Consider the following 17,930-nt stretch of genomic DNA (forward strand, 5'->3'; position numbering starts at 1 on the left):
GGTGACTTATGACTCGGTGGGGCTCAAGGCCGCGGACAGGCTACCGGAGCCGCCGCCAGGCCCTTCCCCCGAGTGCGGTCGTACTGACTCAGGTGACTGAACCGACTGCGATCCGCCCGAATCCGGTTGCACTGTCGGTTGCACTACCGGTTGCACTGTCGCCGGACGCCGGCGGCCGACCCGCACGCCCGCCGCCCACGTGAGCAGCGCCCCGGCGGTCATCGCCAGCTCCGGCCACACGCCGACCCGGTCGGCCAGGGTCAGGCCGGTGCGCGGCGTGACGTCGGCCGCGATGATGGCGGGGGTGAACTGGCGGGTCTCCTGCTGCACGTTGCCGTCGGCGGTGATGTAGCCGGAGATGCCGCTGGTCGCGGCGATCAGCACCGGGCGGCCGTGCTCGACCGCGCGCAGCTGCGTGATCGCCAGCTGCTGCTCGGGCTGGCCGCTCCAGCCGTAGGTGGCGTTGTTGGTCTGCACGACGAGCACCCCGGTGTCGGAACGCACCGAGTCGCGCACCATGTCGTCGTAGGCGACCTCGAAGCAGATGACGTCGGCGATGTGCACGCCGCCGATGGTGAGCACGCCGGGCGCGTTGCCGGGCACGTAGTCGCGCGGGACGCGTGAGAGCTCTGAGATGTACTTGCTCAGCTCCGCACGCCACGGGATGTACTCGCCGAACGGGACCAGGTGCCGCTTGGTGTAGCTCTGGCCGGGGCCGGTGGCCGGGTCCCAGACGATGCCCTCGTTGCGGGCCTGCTGCGGCCCGGTTTCGACGATGGCGCCGACCAGGATCGGCCTGTGCACTGCCTGCGCCGCCTGCATGAGCTTCGCGTACGCGACCGGGTCCTGATACGGATCGACGTCGTCGGAGTCCTCGGGCCAGAAGACGGCGGCCGGCTGCGGCGTCTTGCCCGCGGCGATCTGCGCGGCGTACTGCTCGGTGACCGCGACATGGTTGTCCAGGACCGCGGAGGCCTGGCCGTACGCGTCAAGGCCGGTGCGCGGCACGTCGCCCTGGATCGCGGCGAGCTGGACGGGCTTGCCGGCGGTGGTCTGCAACGGCACGAGCAGGCCGACGGTCGGGACGGCGGCGGCCAGCAGCAGCCAGCCGCCGGTGGCGAGCCAGGCGAGGCGGCCGACGCGCACTCTCGACCGGTACACCGTGAGCAGCAGGGCGGCCAACGCCGTGCCGACGAGCGCGGTGGCGAAGCTGACCAGCGGCGCGCCGCCGAGCGCGGCGAGCGGGGTGAACGGGGTGTGGCTCTGGCTGAAGGCCAGCCGCCCCCAGGAGAAGCCCTGGAGCGGCCAGCGGCTGCGCAGCGCTTCCTCGGCGATCCACAGCAGCGCCTGCCACAACACGGCGCCGCGCAGCCGGCTGACCGCGGCCGTCCCGGCGCCGAGAGGCATGAAATAGAGCGCCTCGATGATGCTGAGGATGATCCACGCGTCGGTGCCGACGGTCGTGAGCCACTTGAACGAGAAGACGCAGAAGCCGAGGCCGAACCAGAACCCGGCCCAAGCCCCGGCGACGGCCGGTCTGCGCAGGCCGCGTCGCTCGCGCATGGCTGAAGCGGCACGTGCGCTGAGGGTGAACCCTGCGACGCTCAGCGGCGCCAGCCACCACCAGCCGATCGGCGGGAAGGCGGCGACGAGCAGCAACCCGGACACGGCTGCGGCGATCTGCGGGATCCAGTGCACGCCGGGACGTGGGCGACGCAAGCCGCGAAGTCGGGGTGGAGGCGAACTGGATGTGTTATCCGGCGCCTGGAATGAGTCGTCGTCGGGGCGCTCGACCGACACCGGCAGGGTATCCACCCTGCGAAACTATACAGTTGGATCCTTAACGGCCAGGCTGCGGCCTATGCCCACCGCCCCGGCAGCAGATCATGGACCGGTCGGCCGCGCACGGCGGTGCGCAGGCAGCGCGGAGGGGCGACGCCGGGGGTCAGATCCGGCAGTCCGGGCACGCCCGCACGCTCGTCAGCGGACACGGCCGTCGACGACACGTCGGGGGCTTGCGCCGCTGCGTAACCTTCACTGACATCCCACACCGCGTACGTTGCCGGAGCGCCTGGCATCAGAGCGCCGGTCTCGTCGCCAGGAACGCCCGGGGCCTTCGTGTTGAGCGCGCGCCAGCCCCCGCGCGTGTGCGCGGCGAACGCGGCACGCGCGGACACCCGCGAGGCCGGGACGTGGTGGAAAGCCGCCGCGCGCACCGCCTCCCACGGCCCCAGCGGGATCACCGGCGAGTCCGACCCGAACGCGAGGACCACCCCGGCCGCGACCATCGCGGCGAAGGGATTCATGCCCAGCGAGCGGCCGGGGCCGAGGCGCTGGGCGTACATACCGTCGACGCCGCCCCATGCCGCGTCGAAACCCGGCTGCGCGGAGATGATCACGCCGTGGTGCACGAACTTCTTGATGTGTTCGTGGTCCGGCAGTTCGGCGTGCTCGGCACGCACCCGCGCGGCTCGCAGCCGCTTCTCACCGAGCACGTCGTGCGCCAGGTCGAGCCCCGCGACCAACAGGTCGAGCCCGTAGTCGCCGATGACGTGGAACCCGGGCTGCACCTGCGCCTCGATGCAGGCGATCAGGAAGCCGCCGATCTGCTCGGTCGTCAGATACGCCGCCCCGGCGTATCCGGCCGTGCTCGCCGCACCGAGGCCGGACTCGGCCGCGTCGGCGTAGGCCTCGCGCATGCAGGCGGTGTGCGAGCCGATCGCGCCGTCGATGAACAGGTCGCCGCCCGCGCCGACGCCGCCGAGTTCGACCGCCTTGACCGGATCGGTCAGCTCGCCCCAGTACCCGAACACGTACGGCGTCGGGACCGCCGGATCGGCGGCCAGCGCGAGCAGCCCCGTGAAGTCGTCCTCGCTGGAGATCTGCGGGCCGCCGCACTCGTGCACAGCGCCGATGCCGAGTTCGGCGGCGCGACGCAGCGTCGCGCGCTGCGCGGTGGCCCGCTGAGCCGGGGTGACCGAGGCGAGGGCAGCAGACCGGACAGCGTGGTGGGCGTCACGGGAGACGGGCCCGTCTTCGGCGTAACCGGCCGCTGAGCGTGCCTCAGGCGCGGCATCGAGCAGAGTGCTGGAGACGATGGCGCTGTGCACGTCCACGCGGGACAAGTACGTTCTGCGTCCGCCGACGGCACGATCGAGTTCCGGTCTCGTCGGAGGCCGCCGACCGTCGGACGCAGCGCGATCCCACGTGGTCTCGTCCCAACCGGTGCCGAGGACCACAGCATCTTGAGGCAGACTCGCGGCGTAGGCGCCGATCCGGTCCAGCGCCTCGACGCGCGACGCACAGCCGGACAGGTCGAGGCCGGTCAGCGCGAGCCCGGTGGAGGTGGCGTGGACATGGGCGTCCACGAACGCCGGTGTCACCAGGGCTCCGCGCAGGTCGATCGTCTCGGTGACCGAGTCCGTGTGCGCGTCGGCCTCACCTTCCGAGCCGACCCACGCGACGGTCCCGTTCTCCACCACCATCGCGGTGGCGAAGGGCTCGGCGGACGTGTAGATGGCACCGTTGCGCAGCAGGGTGGTGGTACGTACCGAGCCCGGGTCGTCACGGACTGTCTGCTCAGCCGTCATGAGGTCTATCTCACCCGACGGGCCGCTCCTAAGCCAGTTTAGGGGGTGTTTGAGAAGCGGAGCCGGGGTCGCGGCGCCTGCCGCGCACGTTCGCCCCTGTCCGGGCCTCTCGTGCGCCAAGACGGCGCATTCAGCCCTGCGGCGACCGCGCCGGACGGACGTGCGACGCGACCAGCGCGATCACGCCGCCGAGCAGCGTCGCCAGCAGCCGGGGGCCGACCGTGTGGCCGGCGGTCTCGCCGAGCAGGTCGAGCAGCACGACGACGAAGCCGGTCAGGAACACCGAGAACAGGAAGTAGTTCGCGGCGAAGACGGCGTAGCCGAGGGCGACGGCCAGTGCCGCGCCGAGCAGCAGCGGCGCGGTGCCGAAGTGGGCCAGCGCGGCGAGCGGCAGGCCGAGCAGAACACCGACGGCGGTGCCCCCGATCCGGTCGAGGCTGCGCCGCACGGTGAGCACGTGGTCTGTCTTGAGCACCAGGACGGCGGTGAGCGTGGCCCAGTACGGATGCGGTAGCCCGATCAGAAGAGCGGCGCTCTCGGCGACCGCCGCAGTACCGGCCAGGCGCAGCGCGTGCTGGCCCTGCTCGGTGCTCAATCCGAGGTGCGCGCGTACGGTGCCGACGAGGTGGCCGGCGAAGGCGCGCGGGCTGCGGCGTGAGCGCGGCGATGATCCGCCATCAGCCGAATGAACCGACTCGCCACGTATGGCAATAGCAACTGCGACCAACGCAGCCTGGCCGAGCCCTCCGGCCAGCACCAGCACGCCACGCACGGCTGCCTCGCGCGGGCCGTCCGCAGTGGCCGTGGCGATCAGCAGCGCGCCGGGCCACTGAAGCGCGGCGACGGCGACACGGTCGCTGAACGCGCCGACTATCCCGGCCGCGTAGGCGAAGATCGCGGCGAGCAGAACCAACAGCAGCGGGCTCCCGGCCGCGAGCGCTCCGACGAACGCGCCGACCGCCATGCCCACCGACGCGAGCGCCACGGCGGCGGGTCTCTTGCGACCCTCGCCGAACATCGCGGCGAAGCCGGAGGGCAGCGCGCCAAGGGCGGCGAAGACGCCGTACTGCGCGTGCCCGAGCGCGACGCCGAGGGACAGCGGCAGCATGACCCCGGACGCGAGCAGGGCGCCGCGCAAAGGCGCGAGCGCGGCCAGCGGGGTGTGCGTCACCCTGCGCGGCGATCGCAGTTCTCGAACAGTGTCGCTGTAGGTGGACACGGCGGCTTGAGCCTCCCCCGAGGACGCGCCAGTGGATGTGGACACGGCGACGCGTCATCGGGCCGTCCCCGCCGCGTCCCCTGCGGGACGCGGTCGAGGCACATCTATGGTGACGCACGCTGGCGTGATGCGTCCAATAACCAAACATGCCAGTTTCGATGCGTGTCACGCATGTAAGAATTAATGTATGCAAATCGAGGAATTGCACTGGTTCACGGTGCTGTGCGAGACGGAGAACGTCGGGCGCGCCGCCGCCGAACTCGGTTTGTCGCAGCCGGGCCTCTCCCGCGCACTGGCCCGGCTCGAAGCGGAAATCGGCGCACCGCTGTTCGACCGCAAGGGCCGGGTGCTCACGCTGAACCGCTATGGCGAGGCGTATCTCGCACACGCCCGCCGCGTGCTCGGCGAAGCCGAGGCGGGCCGGCGCGCGGTGGCCGAGTTGGCCAGTCCGGAGTCGGGCACGGTGGCGATGGCGTTCCTGCACACGGTGGGCACCTGGCTGGTGCCGCGCCTGCTGCTCTCGTTCCGGGCCGAGTATCCGGGGGTGCGCTTCCAGCTCATCCAGGGCGGATCGGCGACCAATCTGGCCGCGCTGGAGCGCGGCGAGGTCGACCTGGCGATCACCTCGCCGCGTCCGGCGGGCCCGAAGCTGGCCTGGCGGTCGCTGCGCCGGGAGCGGCTGTACCTGGCCGTGCCGGTCGGGCACCGCTTCGCGCAGCGCCGCCGGGTGCGGTTGACCGAGGCCGCGGCGGAGACGTTCGTCGCGAACAAGCCGGGTACCGGGCTGCGCGAATCCAGCGAGGAACTGTGGCGGGAGGCGGGGATAACGCCGGCGATCGCGTTCGAGGGCGACGACGTGGCGACGCTGCGCGGGATGGTCGCGGTCGGCCTCGGCGTGGCGGTGCTGCCGCGTGCCCGCACGTACGACGGCGGCGTGGACCACGGCGGCGACCCGTGGCTGCGCTACGTCCCGCTGGCCGGGACCGGCGGTTCACGGGAGCTCGGCCTGGTGTGGCGCGCGGACCGGTGGGCCTCCCCCGCCGTGGCCGCGTTCCGCGAGTCGGTCCTCGCGACCGCCCCGGAGCTGCCGTGACGGGACGCCGGTCTCAGACCGCGGCGATGAGCTCGGCGACGATACGCGGCAGCGCCTCGGAGATCGGCTCGCGGATCACCTCGGTGGCCAGCTCGTCGTACGGCGTCGGCTCGTTGTTGACGATGACCAGGTCGGCCCCGCTTCCGACGGCCAGTTCGCAGAGCCCTGCGGCGGGATGCACCCGCAGCGAGGTGCCGACGGCCAGGAAGATGTCGCATTTCTGCGCGTAGACGGCGGCTTCGCCGATGACCTGCTCGTCGAGCGGCTCACCGAACATGACCACGGCCGACTTGAGGATCCCGCCGCACTCGACGCACGCCGGGTCGGGCTCGCCGGCCGCGACCCGGTCGAACGTCTCCCGCATCGGTGCGCGTGCATCGCAGGACACGCAGACGACCTCAAGCATGTTGCCGTGCAGTTCGAGCACCTTGCGCCCGCTGGACCCGGCGCGGTGATGCAACCGGTCGATGTTCTGGGTGAGGATGCGTACGGCGCGGCCGGAGCGCTCCAGGTCGACCAGTGCGCGGTGGCCCGCGTTGGGCTCGGCCTTCCACGCCGGATTGTCCCGCCGGGCCTGCCAGGCGCGCACGCGCAGCTGCGGATCGGCCACGTAGTTCTGATACGTCGAGGCCAGCTCGGCGATCGGATTCCTCGTCCAGAGGCCCCGCGGCCCGCGGAAGTCCGGGATGCCGGAGTCGGTGGAGATCCCCGCGCCGGTGAGCACGGCGATCGGTCCGGGGCGCCCGCGCCAGTCGTCAGCCATGCCTCTACGGTACGGGGTGTCGCGCATGGTTAGGACTCTGCGACAGTGAACGCATGACGCGGGACGGCTTGCTTCTCGGCTACCAGTACCAACCGGTGAGCGACAACAACCAGCTCGGCGTGATCGCCGCTCCCGGCTGGGCGGCGTGGGGCTGATCGTGTTGGCCGTGTCCCTCATCGTCCCCACCGTCACCGGCCTGGCCTGACAGCCCTGCGCTACGCCACCGGGTCCGGGTCCGGGTCCGGCAGCTCCGGCATGCGGCCGTCGAACGGCGTCGAGAGCACGATCGTGGTGCGGGTCGAGACGTTCGCGGCCGAGCGGACCCTGGCCAGCAGCCCTTCGAGCGCGCTCGGCGTGGCGACGTGCACCTTGAGGATGTAGTTCTCGTCCCCGGCCACCGAGTGACAGGACTCGATCTCGCCGAGCTCCTTGAGGCGGTCCGGCACGTCGTCCGGGGCGGCCGGATCGAACGGTTTCACGGAGATGAAGGCGGTCAGCGGCAGGCCGACGGACTCGGCGTCCACCACGGCCCGGTAGCCCTTGATCACGCCGCGCTGCTCCAGCCTGCGGACCCGCTGGTGCGCCGCCGACGTGGAAAGCCCGGTGGCCCTGCCCAGGTCGGTATAGCTCATCCGGCCGTCGGCGAGCAGCAGCCGCACGATCCGCCGATCGATCTCCTCCATCCCCCCACGGTAGCCGGTTCGGGCCGGAGTCTTCGAAACACGGCAGCACAGTGTCCTGCCCCTCCCCTACGATCGGGCGCATGTCCGACAACGCTCCAGCCGACGTACATGCGTTCCAAGTCGACCTGCGCGGCCTGGTCGACCTGCTCTCGCACCACCTCTACTCGTCGCCGCGAATTTACATTCGCGAGCTGCTGCAGAACGCGGTGGACGCGGTGACCGCCCGGCTCGGCACGGACCCGGCGGCGCCGGTCTCGATCCGGCTGGCCGCCGACGGGGAGTCGGTGCGGATCGACGACCCGGGAATCGGGCTGACCGTGGCGGACGTGCACCGCTTCCTGGCCACCATCGGCCGCTCCTCGAAGCGCGACGACCTGGCCGGGGCGCGCCGGGAGTTCCTCGGCCAGTTCGGCATCGGGCTGCTGGCCTGCTTCACCGTCGCGGACACCATCCGGGTGACCACGCGTTCGGCCGTCGACCCGGACGCGCTCCCGGTCGAGTGGCTGGCGACGTCGGACGGCCGCTACACGATCAGGCAGCTGCCCGCTTCCGACCGGGCCGAGCCCGGCACCAGCGTGCTGCTGACGCCGCGTCCGGGCGCGCAGCGCTGGTTCGCGCCGGACCGGGTCGCGGCGCTGGCCCGGGACTTCGGCTCGCTGCTGCCGTACGAGGTCGTCGTCGAGACTCCGCAGGGCGAGGTGCGCACGACGGACAGCCCGCCGGTCTGGGATCGCGATTACGCGTCGCCGGCGGCGCGGCGGCTGGCCCTGTTCGAGTACGGCGAGCAGACGCTGGGCTTCGCCGCGTTGGACGTGATCGAACTCGACGTGCCGGTGGCCGGGGTGCGCGGGGTGGCGTACGTGCTGCCGTCCGCGGCGAACCCGACCGAGGCCGGTCGGCACCGAGTGCACCTGAAAGGCATGCTGCTCTCCGACGCGGCGACCGGGCTGCTGCCGGAGTGGGCGTTCTTCGTGCGCTGCGCCATCGACACCGACACGCTGCGGCCGACCGCGTCGCGCGAGGGACTGTACGAGGACGAGACGCTGTCAGCCGTGCGCGAGGCGCTCGGCGTGCGGATCCGCGACTGGCTGACTGGACTGGCGGCCGAGGATCCGAACCGGCTGGCCGCTTTCCTGTCGGTGCACGCGCTCGGGGTCAAGGCCCTGGCCCGGCACGATCAGGAGCTGCTGCGGATCATGCTGCCGTTCCTGGAATTCGAGACCACCGACGGCCGGGTGCCGCTGACCGAGTTCGCGCGCAACCATCCGGCGATCCACGTGGCCCGCACCGTGGACCAGTTCAGGCAAGTCGCGCCGATCGCAGCGGCGCAGGGCATCGGCGTGGTGAACGGCGGCTACACCTACGACGCGGAACTGGTCGAGCAGCTGCCGCAGGTGATGCCGGGCGTCGTGGTCGGCGATCTGGGCGCGGACGTGGTGACCGCGCACCTGGATCTAGTGGACCCGGCGGAGGAACTGGCCCTGGCCGGGTTCCTGTCCGCGGCACGGGCGATCCTCGACCCGCTGGACTGCGACGTCGTGCTGCGGGCGTTCGCCCCCGTCTCCGTGCCCGCGCTGCACCTGGACAGCCGGGATGCGCGGCACGAGCGCAGCCGGGCGCAGACCGAGGCGGCGGCGGACGAGCTGTGGGCCGAGATCCTGGGCGCCTTGAAGTCGTCGGCGCCGCGGGCGCAGCTGGTGCTCAACCACCACAGCCCGGTAGTACGCAGACTGACCGGAATCAGCGACCGAGCACTGCTTACCACCGCCGTGGAGGCGTTGTACGGCCAAGCGCTGCTGATGACGCACCGTCCGCTGCGCCCGGCGGACACCGCGCTGCTGAACCGAGCCTTCGGCGACCTGTTGGCCTGGGCCTCGCTGGCCGCGCGGGCCGGGGACGGGGTCTGAGCCGATGTCGATGATGACGGTGGAGGAGATCCGGGCGGCGCTGGCCGAGAACGGGCGCGCGCCGAGCGGCCCGGTGAAGATCGCGCGGGCCGAGTATCTCGTGGACGCCGCGGAAGCAACCGGCGACGCGTCGCTGCACGCGCATGCGCTGCTCGACGTGATCAACGCCTACGAGTTCGGCGCCGAGCAGTCGAAGCTGCTGGTTCCGTTCGCTCGGCTGCTGCGGCTGTGGGACGGCGACGCCGCGGCGTTCGACCAGCACCGCAGGCACAGCCTGTTCTGGTGCTTCAAGTGGGCGACCAGCGGGATGGTCTCGGTGCCGCAGGTCCCGCTGGCCTCGGTCGAGCGCTGGCTCGGCGAGATGGAGTCGCGCTACCGGCAGGCGGGCCATTCGCCGCGGCCGGTGCACATGGGACGGCACCGGCTGGCGCACGCGACCGGCGACACGGCGACCGCCGAGCGGGAGTTCGAGGCCTGGCTGGACGCGCCGCGCGACACGATGGCGGACTGCAACGCCTGCGAGGCCGGCAGCCAGGGCGGCTGGCACGCGTTCCACGAGCGTGACGAGCAGGCGCTGGAGCTGTGGCGTCCGGTACTGGACGGGCAACTGGTGTGCGCCGAGGAGCCGCACCGGGTGCTCGCCCGCAGCCTGCTGCCGCTGGTGCGGCTCGGCCGGTACGACGAGGCGCGGGCGAACCACCTGCGCGGGTACCGGATGGCCCGGGGCGTGCCGAACCTGCGCTCGACGCTCGCGCGGCACATCGAGTTCTGCGCGCTGACCGGCAACGAGGCGCGGGGCCTTGAGATCCTGACCGAGCACGCGGCCTTCCTGGCGCCGGGCGCGGAGGACGCGGACTCGCGGCTGTCCTTCCTGAGCGGGACGCAGATCCTGCTGCGCCGGCTGGTCGGCCTCGGCCTCGGCGGGCTGGAACTGGGCGACTCCACGGTCGCCGACACCGCGCAGTCGGTGCAGGCGCAGATCTCCGGGCTGTGCGCGCTGTTCGACAAGCGCAACGGCAACGACGTCGTCTCCCGGCGCACGACGCAGCAGCTTGAGAGCGAGCCGCTGGTCGCATCGCTGCCGCTGGGTTCGTCGACGGTTCTGCCCCACGCCACGCTGCGCGACGGCGAAACCCGGGCCTCTGACACGCCGTCGCCCGCACCCGGGATCTTGACCGGCTCGGCCTCGATCCTCGACGAGCTCGTGGCGGAGGCGACGCGCCTCACCGACCTGCGTCATCCGCACGCGCGGCAGGCATGGGAGCGCGTCGCGGCCCACGGCGCCGAGCTGCCCGCCGGGATCACGGCGCGCATCGAGCGATCGCGGGCCGGCACCCGGATGGAACAAGAACCGGCCGCGACCCGCACCGCGCTGAGCGCGATAGCCGCGCGCTTCGACGAACTCGGCGAGCCGGCCGAGGCGCGGGAAGCTCGCGGCGCCGCCGCCTTCGCGGCGTTCCTCACCGGGGACCGGGAGACGGCCGAGGCAGAGGCGGCGGTGATCGGCGCACAGGCCGAGGCGGCTTTCGCGGCCGGTGAGCTGACGCCGCGCCAGTACCTCGGCGCGCGCGGCCTGCCCGCCTATCTCGCGTTCAACGCGTTCGCCCGGCAGCAGGACCCGGCTGCGGCGCAGAGTGCCGCGCTACTGGTCGGCGCCGAACTCGAACTCGCCGAAAAGCTCGGCGAGCCGGGCCGCGCGGCCGTCTACCACCGGATGCTGGCGCAGCTGGCGCTCTTCCGGCAGGAGGCCGCGCAAGCGTCCGTGCACCTTGAGGCGTCCCGCGACGGTTTCCTCGCCGCCGGGCAGACGTGGGACGCCGCGGAGCCGGAGGGGCTGCTCGGACAGCTCGCGATGCAGGCTGGGGACGGCGCGATCGCAGAGCTCCACGTCCGGGCCGCGCTCGTCCACGGCGGGGACGTGATCAGCCCGCAGGAACGTGCGCAGCTCGGTTCGCTGCTCGCCGAGACGCTGTCGCGGCAGCAGGATCGTCGGCTCGACTTCATCGACGCCGCATTGCGCGCCGCCGACCTGTGGGAAGGGCTGAGCGAGCCGGACACGTTGCACAACCGCTTCACCGCCGCTCGCGCCTACGCCGCGCTTGAGCGGTACGGCGAGGCCGCGGCGCTCTTCGACGAGCTGATGCCGCGCGTCCACGTGCCGTACGACGGCCCGGTCATCGCCATGACGCGCGAACAGTACGGCGACTGCCTCGCCCGGCTGAACGAGCACCGCAAGGCCGCCGAGCAGTACCTCGCCGCCGCCGAATTGGTGCAGGACGACCCGCGCAACCAAGTCGCGCACGCCCGCGTGGCCTGGTCCGCAGCGCAGGCGTTGCAGAGCGCAGGGCTCTTCGACGAGGCGCTCCCCGCGTATCGGCGGGTCGCCGAGCTGTGGGGCGCGCTGGGCAACACGACGGCGCGTGTGCGGTGTCTGCGTTCAGCTGCCTGGCTGGTGGGCTGGTCGGACGACGATGGGACGGCAGCGTCATGGACGGAGGCGCTGTCGCAGATGCACGCCGTTCTGGCCGAGCTGAAAGCCGTGCCGGAGGATCAACGCCCGGAGCCGATCCAGGCCGAGATCGCCAACACGGTCGAGCAGATCGACCAGATGCTCACCTACCTCCACGAGGCCGAGCAGGACGCGGCCGGCGAGTGAGGGTTCGAAGTCAGGGCGTGTTGTGAGAAGCAGGGTCGGGGCCAGGGTCGGCGCCTGTCACGCCCGCCCGCCGCGTTGTCGCGCCGTGCCCGAAATTCCAGTATGGACGCGACCCTCCGCCTTGCGATCGCACGCGCCAGACACTGCGCCCCGATCCGACCCTACTTCTCGAACCCGCCCTAACCCCTCCGCCGGTCCAGCACGCCACGGATGTACGCAGCCTGACCGCCGTGCTGGAACCCCTCGGAGACCACCGTGATCAGCCGGGCTCCGAGGGTCACCGGCGGGTCCCAGTTGCGGTCGACGATGCGCGCGAAGTCCTCATCGGTCACCGGCTCGACGAGCCGCACCGTGTGCTCGTGCACCGCGTCGTGGTATCCGATCAGCAGTTCCGCCTCGACGCGTACGAGCGCGACGTCCCGCGGCTCGTGCCCCCAGCCGGTGTCCTCGGCCTTGAACGGCAGGCCGAAGCGCTCGTGCCAGCCGTCCGTCATCCACACCTGCTCGGCGTCCAGCGCCTTGGACCAGTGGTCGTCCTGGATCCGCGTCAGATGCCACAGCAGCCACGCGATCGAGTTCGATCCCTCATCCAGCCGTTGCGCCAACTCCTCAGGCGTCAGGCCCCGCGAACTCTCGTGCACGATCTCCCGGACCCGGCCCAGCGCGTCGACGAGCAACTCAGCGCCGCTCATGGCGCTCCTCCCTACCCGACGGTGACGGTTTGTCGCACCAACCCTAGCTGTCTGGCCAGCCGCCACCAGATCAGCAGGAGCAGCGCGGCCAGTGTGACGCTGAAGGGGATCAGCGCCGAGACGCCCGCGGATTCGGTGATCGTGCCGGCCAGCCAAGGCAGCACACTGCCGCCGATGACGGATACGCCGTTGATCACGCCGATCGCGGTGGGCACCCGCCGCTGCTCGGTCAGGCGCGGCGTGATCGCCATCGTGGTCGGGAAGACCGGGCCGAGGAAGAAGCCCAGCAGCGCGAAACTCGCGCTGTCCATCACGGGCCCGGACGCCAGCCAGATCAGCCCGATCACCGCCGCGATCCCGGTCAGGCAGGCGAAGGTCATGCCGAGCTCGCTCAGCCCGATCCACGAAGCCACGGGACTGATCACGAACCGGCCCGCGGTCAGGCCGAACCAGAATCCGCTGACCGCGTACCCGGCCAGCAGCCGCGACTGGCCGCGCCCGTCCACCAGGAAGCTGAATCCCCAGTTGCCGACGCTGATCTCCAGGCCGACGTAGACCGCCAGGAACAGCGCCCCCAGTTGCACGGAGCGGTCGCGCACGGTGTCGGTCAGCAGGCCGCGGCGCTCGGTTCCGGGGGCTGGGCCGCTGGACGCGCCGAGGGGAAAGGCCAGCAGGATGCCGATCAGCAGCGGCACGAGCAGCACGGCGATCACGAGCCACACGCTCGTCCACGACCGCGAACTGAGCATCCACGTCGCCAGCAGCGGCCCGACCAGCGCGCCGACCCCGAAGAACGCGTGCAGCCAGTTCACCCGCCGCGCCGCTCCCGACAGCTGGGCGAGATAGGTGTTGAGCACCGCTTCGAGGACACCGATGCCGTAGCCGAGCGCCACCTGCACGACGACGAGCCCGGCGAACGTAGGGCGGGTGGCCGTGTAGAAGGCCGACAGCGCGAAGACAGCGGTGCCGGCGGCCAGCGCGACGCGCGTGCCGAGCCGGTGCACCAAAGCGCCGGTGCTCGCCCCGGCCAGCATGAAACCCGCGGAGAACACGAAGAACGTGATTCCGATCTTCGCCCGGTCCACGCCGTAATCGCTCATCTGCGCGGGCAGCAGCACCCCGCCCACGCCGGCGCTCACCCCGACCAGGACGAACGCGCAGTACGCCACCGCGACCGCAAAGCGGCCACGCTCCCCCGCTACCGCCACGCGACCTCCTACGATCATCAGCCTGCGTCCGAGTATCGCCGACCTTCCGGCGCGCAGTCACCCGACCGTCGTCAGGGCTTCCAGCCGAACACGGGATCGAAGGTGCGCAGGAGCAAGCCCGACGGTCCGTTCGCTGCTGCTCAGCTTCAGCGCCTGGTCGCGCAGGGCCATGCCGAGCGGCGTGGAGGCGTGATGGAACGTCGCCATGCGCTTGGACCGCTTGACCATGCCCATCGTGCGCGGCAGCCGCGCCGCCGTGTAGGCGGCCAGCGCACCGGACAACGGCCCGCTCCCGACCTCAGCGAGCAGCCTCGCCAGCACGACCGCGTCCTCGATCGACTGCGAGCCGCCCTGACCGAGGTCCGGGGTCATCGGGTGCGCGGCGTCGCCGAGCAGTGCGACACGCCCAACGTGGTAGGCAGGCAGCGGCGTACGCATCCAGCGGGCGTCGTCCCGGTAGACCGACGCGGGGTCCACCGCGTCGAGGATGCGGCGGATCTGCGGATACCAGTCCGAGAAGTACACGCGCAGTTCGCTGAGCGGATCGCCGACACCAGCCCGCTCGCTCGCCCGCTCACCGTTCTCCACGCCATCCCGGATGCGCTTGAGCACCGTCGCATAGGCGTAAATACGTCCGTCGTTCAGCGGCCACGTCCCCCAGACCGCGCCCTTGCCCATGGCCTCGCTCGCGATGACCTCCTCACCGTCGTCGAGACCAGGGGCGAGCATCCACCAGATCGTGTAGCCGCCGTCCGCCGGGTCGGGGTGATCCGGGAAGAGGACACGACGCGCGGCCGAACGTCCGCCGTCCGCCGCGACCACAAGGTCCGCCTCGTAAGCACGGCCACCCGCCGTCTCGACGCGGGCGGGCCGATCAGCCGAGCCGGGGTCGATCGTCAGCGCCTCAGTCTGAAAACGGATCGTGTCCGCAGGCAATTGCACGGCGAACGTCGCCAGCAGCTCAGTACGCACCAGCGAATAGACGGGATAGCCGAATCGCCGGCCAACTGGATCACCGCTCGGCCGGAAGATCCAGCGACCGTCCGGCCGCCGCGCGCCGATCGCACCCCCAGACGCATCGCCGACCGCGCGGACTCGCGCCCCGAGCGTCATCCCGTCGGCGTCCACGGCATCGAGCGCGTACATCGCATTGGGCGGCACAGCGATTCCAGCTCCGATAGGGCGCAGCGCGTCGGCCCGCTCCAGGACGGTCACCCGCCATCCGGTGCGGTACAGCGCATTGGCCGCAGCCAGACCGCCGACCCCCGCCCCGATGATCACAACCTCGCGGTCAGTCCCCATACCCGGCCTCCAACTTCTACACTGTGTAGAGAATAGCCACCCCGCCAAAACACCGCTATCAGATGACCGCTATCACTTGTCGGTAGCGGCCGGTATCTTGATCGTTCGTGACGGAGCGTCAACCGGACGGTAGCCATGTCGCGCGTATCGCCATCGCGCAGATCGAGGCTGCGGTAGAGCGGCTGTGCCTGCGCGAGAGCACGAGCGCGGCGCGGGCGCGGCAACTGCGCTGGGTCGCGAAGGAACTGCGGATCGTCAGCGCTCACCCGGATTTCCGGCCCGGCGGCCTGGTGCACGAGGCAGCCGCCCTGCTCAGCCCGCAAGCGCTCACGTCGTATCTGCGGCTCGCGCAGAATGGCGAGCTGCGGCAGCGGCCCACGAGCAGCGGGGATGGCACGTCGAGCGCCTCGTCGATGCGCATCCGCGAGGACTGCCTGCGGTTGATCTGCCAGGAACTGGCGCTGCCGCTGGTGATAGCCGAGCGGGCACCGCTCCCCGCGCCGCGCGAGGTGGTCAACGGGCCGACGCGCTCCCAACTGCGCGCGTACCTGGCACAGAAGGCGCAGAGCCCGCCGACCCGGCCAGGGCGCATCAGGCTACTGGCCATCATCGGCACGGTACTGGACACCGGCGCGCGGGTCGGCGAGCTGTGTGCGCTGCGCGTCGAAGACCTCGACCTCTCCGGACCCGAGGTGGTGCTGACGCTCGTGCGGCGGCCGCAGGCGAGATCGGTCTCCGAACCGGCCACCGAGCGGATCGTGCTTTCCCCGGGCACCGCAGTGGCGCTGCGGCACTGGCTGGCCGCGCGTGAGGAGATCCTGACGCCGCTGCACATCGGCGTGAAGTCGCTCTGGGTGTCAGTCGCGGGCAACCACGCGGGCCTGCCCGCCGCAGACGGCCATTCGATCCGCCGGCCGGCCGGGATGCCGCTGCGCCCCCGAGGACTGCAACGCGCGTACACGCGTACCGTCGTGGAACTGAACGCGGAACTCGCCGGCTCACCCGGTTGGCTCCCGCTCCCCTACCGCCTGGAACAGCTACGCCGCGCGGTCGAGGTCAAACCCTCCCGGATCCTCGAAGACGACCATCAGTCCGCCGGTCACCAACCCACCGGCCATCAAACCACGGATCACCAAACCGCAGATCGCCAAACGGTCGATCATCAGGCTGCCAATCCTCAGACTGGCGATCCTCAAACTGCCAATCTTCAGGTTGGCGATCATCACACTGAAGAGCCCACCAGCACCACCACAGTCCGATAATCAGACTTCAGAGTCCGCACGAGGGATCGCTGCCTGATTAGATCGCCGCCCGATTAATAGTTGGAACCGATAATCGGATTGCCATCAGCCCGCGGCCCAACTCACAGCTCAACCACGGCTCAGCCCACAGACCAACCCACGGCCCAACTCACAACTCACAGCCCAGCCAACAGCTCAGCCCACGGCGCGGCCGCGGGCGTGGTTTTGGTGGCTCTCATGATGGTCCCGTTCCCGTTCCCGTTCCCGCGCACGCTCTCGCTCCCGGTCGGCGTCCCGGTCCTGTCGCCGCTCGGAGCCGGTGGCACGAGTCCCGGCGCCGGGACCGGAACGTTCAGTAGACCCCGCGTGACGCTCACGGTCGCGTTCGTACTCGGCGATGTGGCCGGGGCCTGCGTGCACCTCGGCGTCAGGGCCGTCGCTGTACTGTCCGCGCCGCCGCGCCAGATCCTGGCGCCTGCGCGCGGCCAGCGAGGAGGCCACCGCCGCGATGATCAACGCGGCGCCCGCGCCCGCGGTCAGCACGTCCGGCACGTCGCGCCAGACCTCGACCATCAACAGCACCGCGAGCATGCCGATCGCGTAGTACGCGCCGTGCTCCAGGTAGCGGTACTGGTCCAGTGTGCCGCGGCGCACGACGTACACCGTCAGGGCACGGATGTAGGCCGCGCCGATCGCCAGGCCGATGGTGATCAGCGAGATGTCCAGGGTCACCGAGAAGGCGCCCATCACCGAGTCGAAGGAGAACGTCGCGTCGAGCAGTTCCAGGTAGCAGAACAGGAAGAAGGCGCCCTTGCCGTTCACCGTGGCCCGGGGGCGGGAGGCGCCGTCCGCGTCCGCCTGTTCGGCGATCAGCTGGCTGATCCCGTTGACCAGCAGGAACGATCCAAGGCCGGCGACCGCGCCGACCACGACCTTCATCGAGATCGTGCTGTCGACGGTGCCGGCCGCGATCACCGCGAAGGCCAGCACCAAGACCTCGCCGATGTGCGGCATCCGGCCGAGCCGGCGCAGCGGCCGCTCGAACCAGCCGACCCACACGTCGTCGCGCTCCTCGAACACGAAGCCGAGGAAGATCATCAGCAGGAACGCCCCGCCGAAGGCCGCGATGCCGGGCTGCACGGCGAGCAGCAGCTGGTGGTAACGCTCCGGGTTCGAGTACGCCAGGTCGATCGCGGAGGTCGGGCTCATCCGCGCGCCGATGCTCACGATCGCCAGCGGTACGAGCAGCCGCATGCCGATCGCCGCGACCACGATGCCCATGGACAGGAACATCCGCTGCCAGAACAGCCCCATCCGGGCCAGTACGGTGGCGTTGACGATCGCGTTGTCGAAGGAGACCGCGACCTCAAGGACGCCGAGCAGCGCCGCGACGGCCAGGCCGTGCACTCCCTCGATCATGTACGCCGCGGTGAGACAGCCGATCGCGACGAGGTGCGCGACGCCGAACACCCGCAGACCGCCGCGCTGCTTCGAAAGGCCGATCGCGCCCGCCATCGCCAATCCGCCTCCCGCCAGGGACCCGCGCCGTGAGCGCCCTGCAACGAAAGCTACCCGA

At 71.1% G+C, this 17,930-nt stretch carries 13 protein-coding genes; 4 read left to right on the forward strand and 9 right to left on the reverse strand.

Going from position 1 to position 17,930, the window contains the following annotated elements; translation table 11 throughout:
• Positions 1–6: 6 nt before the first annotated feature.
• The 3 genes from lnt to VGS97_RS18690 all read right to left on the reverse strand — a co-directional run bounded on the left by lnt (position 7) and on the right by VGS97_RS18690 (position 4,854).
• Positions 7–1,719 (reverse strand): apolipoprotein N-acyltransferase, encoded by a 1,713-nt coding sequence (lnt, locus tag VGS97_RS18680; protein WP_326854860.1) that lies wholly within the window; start codon positions 1,717–1,719, stop codon positions 7–9.
• A 140-nt stretch (positions 1,720–1,859) separates the two neighbouring features.
• Positions 1,860–3,590: an amidohydrolase gene (locus VGS97_RS18685; RefSeq protein WP_326854861.1), complete on the reverse strand. Its 1,731-nt coding sequence runs from the start codon at positions 3,588–3,590 to the stop codon at positions 1,860–1,862.
• 130 nt (positions 3,591–3,720) lie between these two features.
• Positions 3,721–4,854: an FUSC family protein gene (locus VGS97_RS18690; protein ID WP_326854862.1), complete on the reverse strand. Its 1,134-nt coding sequence runs from the start codon at positions 4,852–4,854 to the stop codon at positions 3,721–3,723.
• A 142-nt stretch (positions 4,855–4,996) separates the two neighbouring features.
• Here VGS97_RS18690 and VGS97_RS18695 point away from each other — a divergent pair, with 142 nt between their 5' ends.
• Positions 4,997–5,902 (forward strand): LysR family transcriptional regulator, encoded by a 906-nt coding sequence (locus VGS97_RS18695; protein WP_326854863.1) that lies wholly within the window; start codon positions 4,997–4,999, stop codon positions 5,900–5,902.
• Between the two features lie 13 nt (positions 5,903–5,915).
• Here VGS97_RS18695 and VGS97_RS18700 read toward each other — a convergent pair whose 3' ends face one another.
• A complete protein-coding gene (locus tag VGS97_RS18700; protein WP_326854864.1) occupies positions 5,916–6,665 on the reverse strand; it encodes an NAD-dependent deacylase in 750 nt (249 codons plus the stop codon).
• A 215-nt stretch (positions 6,666–6,880) separates the two neighbouring features.
• Positions 6,881–7,348, reverse strand: a complete 468-nt coding sequence (locus VGS97_RS18705; protein WP_326854865.1) for an Lrp/AsnC family transcriptional regulator — start codon at positions 7,346–7,348, stop codon at positions 6,881–6,883.
• An 80-nt stretch (positions 7,349–7,428) separates the two neighbouring features.
• Here VGS97_RS18705 and VGS97_RS18710 point away from each other — a divergent pair, with 80 nt between their 5' ends.
• Positions 7,429–9,255, forward strand: a complete 1,827-nt coding sequence (locus VGS97_RS18710) for an HSP90 family protein (RefSeq protein WP_326854866.1) — start codon at positions 7,429–7,431, stop codon at positions 9,253–9,255.
• A gap of 4 nt (positions 9,256–9,259) precedes the next feature.
• Positions 9,260–11,911 carry a tetratricopeptide repeat protein gene (locus tag VGS97_RS18715; RefSeq protein WP_326854867.1) on the forward strand — a complete coding sequence of 884 codons (2,652 nt, stop codon included), beginning with the start codon at positions 9,260–9,262 and terminating at the stop codon, positions 11,909–11,911.
• 179 nt (positions 11,912–12,090) lie between these two features.
• On the opposite strand, the gene VGS97_RS18720 is transcribed toward VGS97_RS18715, so the two are convergent.
• Genes VGS97_RS18720 through VGS97_RS18730 form a run of 3 tightly spaced genes read right to left on the reverse strand, consistent with a single transcriptional unit; the run spans position 12,091 to position 15,113 of the window.
• Positions 12,091–12,603 carry a mycothiol transferase gene (locus tag VGS97_RS18720; protein ID WP_326854868.1) on the reverse strand — a complete coding sequence of 171 codons (513 nt, stop codon included), beginning with the start codon at positions 12,601–12,603 and terminating at the stop codon, positions 12,091–12,093.
• 11 nt (positions 12,604–12,614) lie between these two features.
• Positions 12,615–13,811 (reverse strand): MFS transporter, encoded by a 1,197-nt coding sequence (locus tag VGS97_RS18725; RefSeq protein WP_326854869.1) that lies wholly within the window; start codon positions 13,809–13,811, stop codon positions 12,615–12,617.
• A 57-nt stretch (positions 13,812–13,868) separates the two neighbouring features.
• Positions 13,869–15,113: an FAD-dependent oxidoreductase gene (locus tag VGS97_RS18730; protein WP_326854870.1), complete on the reverse strand. Its 1,245-nt coding sequence runs from the start codon at positions 15,111–15,113 to the stop codon at positions 13,869–13,871.
• 107 nt (positions 15,114–15,220) lie between these two features.
• Here VGS97_RS18730 and VGS97_RS18735 point away from each other — a divergent pair, with 107 nt between their 5' ends.
• Complete coding sequence (locus VGS97_RS18735) at positions 15,221–16,375, forward strand: site-specific integrase (RefSeq protein WP_326854871.1); 1,155 nt, start codon at positions 15,221–15,223, stop codon at positions 16,373–16,375.
• Between the two features lie 174 nt (positions 16,376–16,549).
• Here VGS97_RS18735 and VGS97_RS18740 read toward each other — a convergent pair whose 3' ends face one another.
• On the reverse strand, positions 16,550–17,869 hold the full coding sequence (locus VGS97_RS18740; RefSeq protein ID WP_326854872.1) for a DUF475 domain-containing protein: 1,320 nt from the start codon (positions 17,867–17,869) through the stop codon (positions 16,550–16,552).
• Between the last annotated feature and the right edge of the window lie 61 nt (positions 17,870–17,930).

This window comes from Actinocrinis sp. (assembly GCF_035946395.1).
Classification (GTDB): Bacteria; Actinomycetota; Actinomycetes; order Streptomycetales; family Catenulisporaceae; genus Actinocrinis.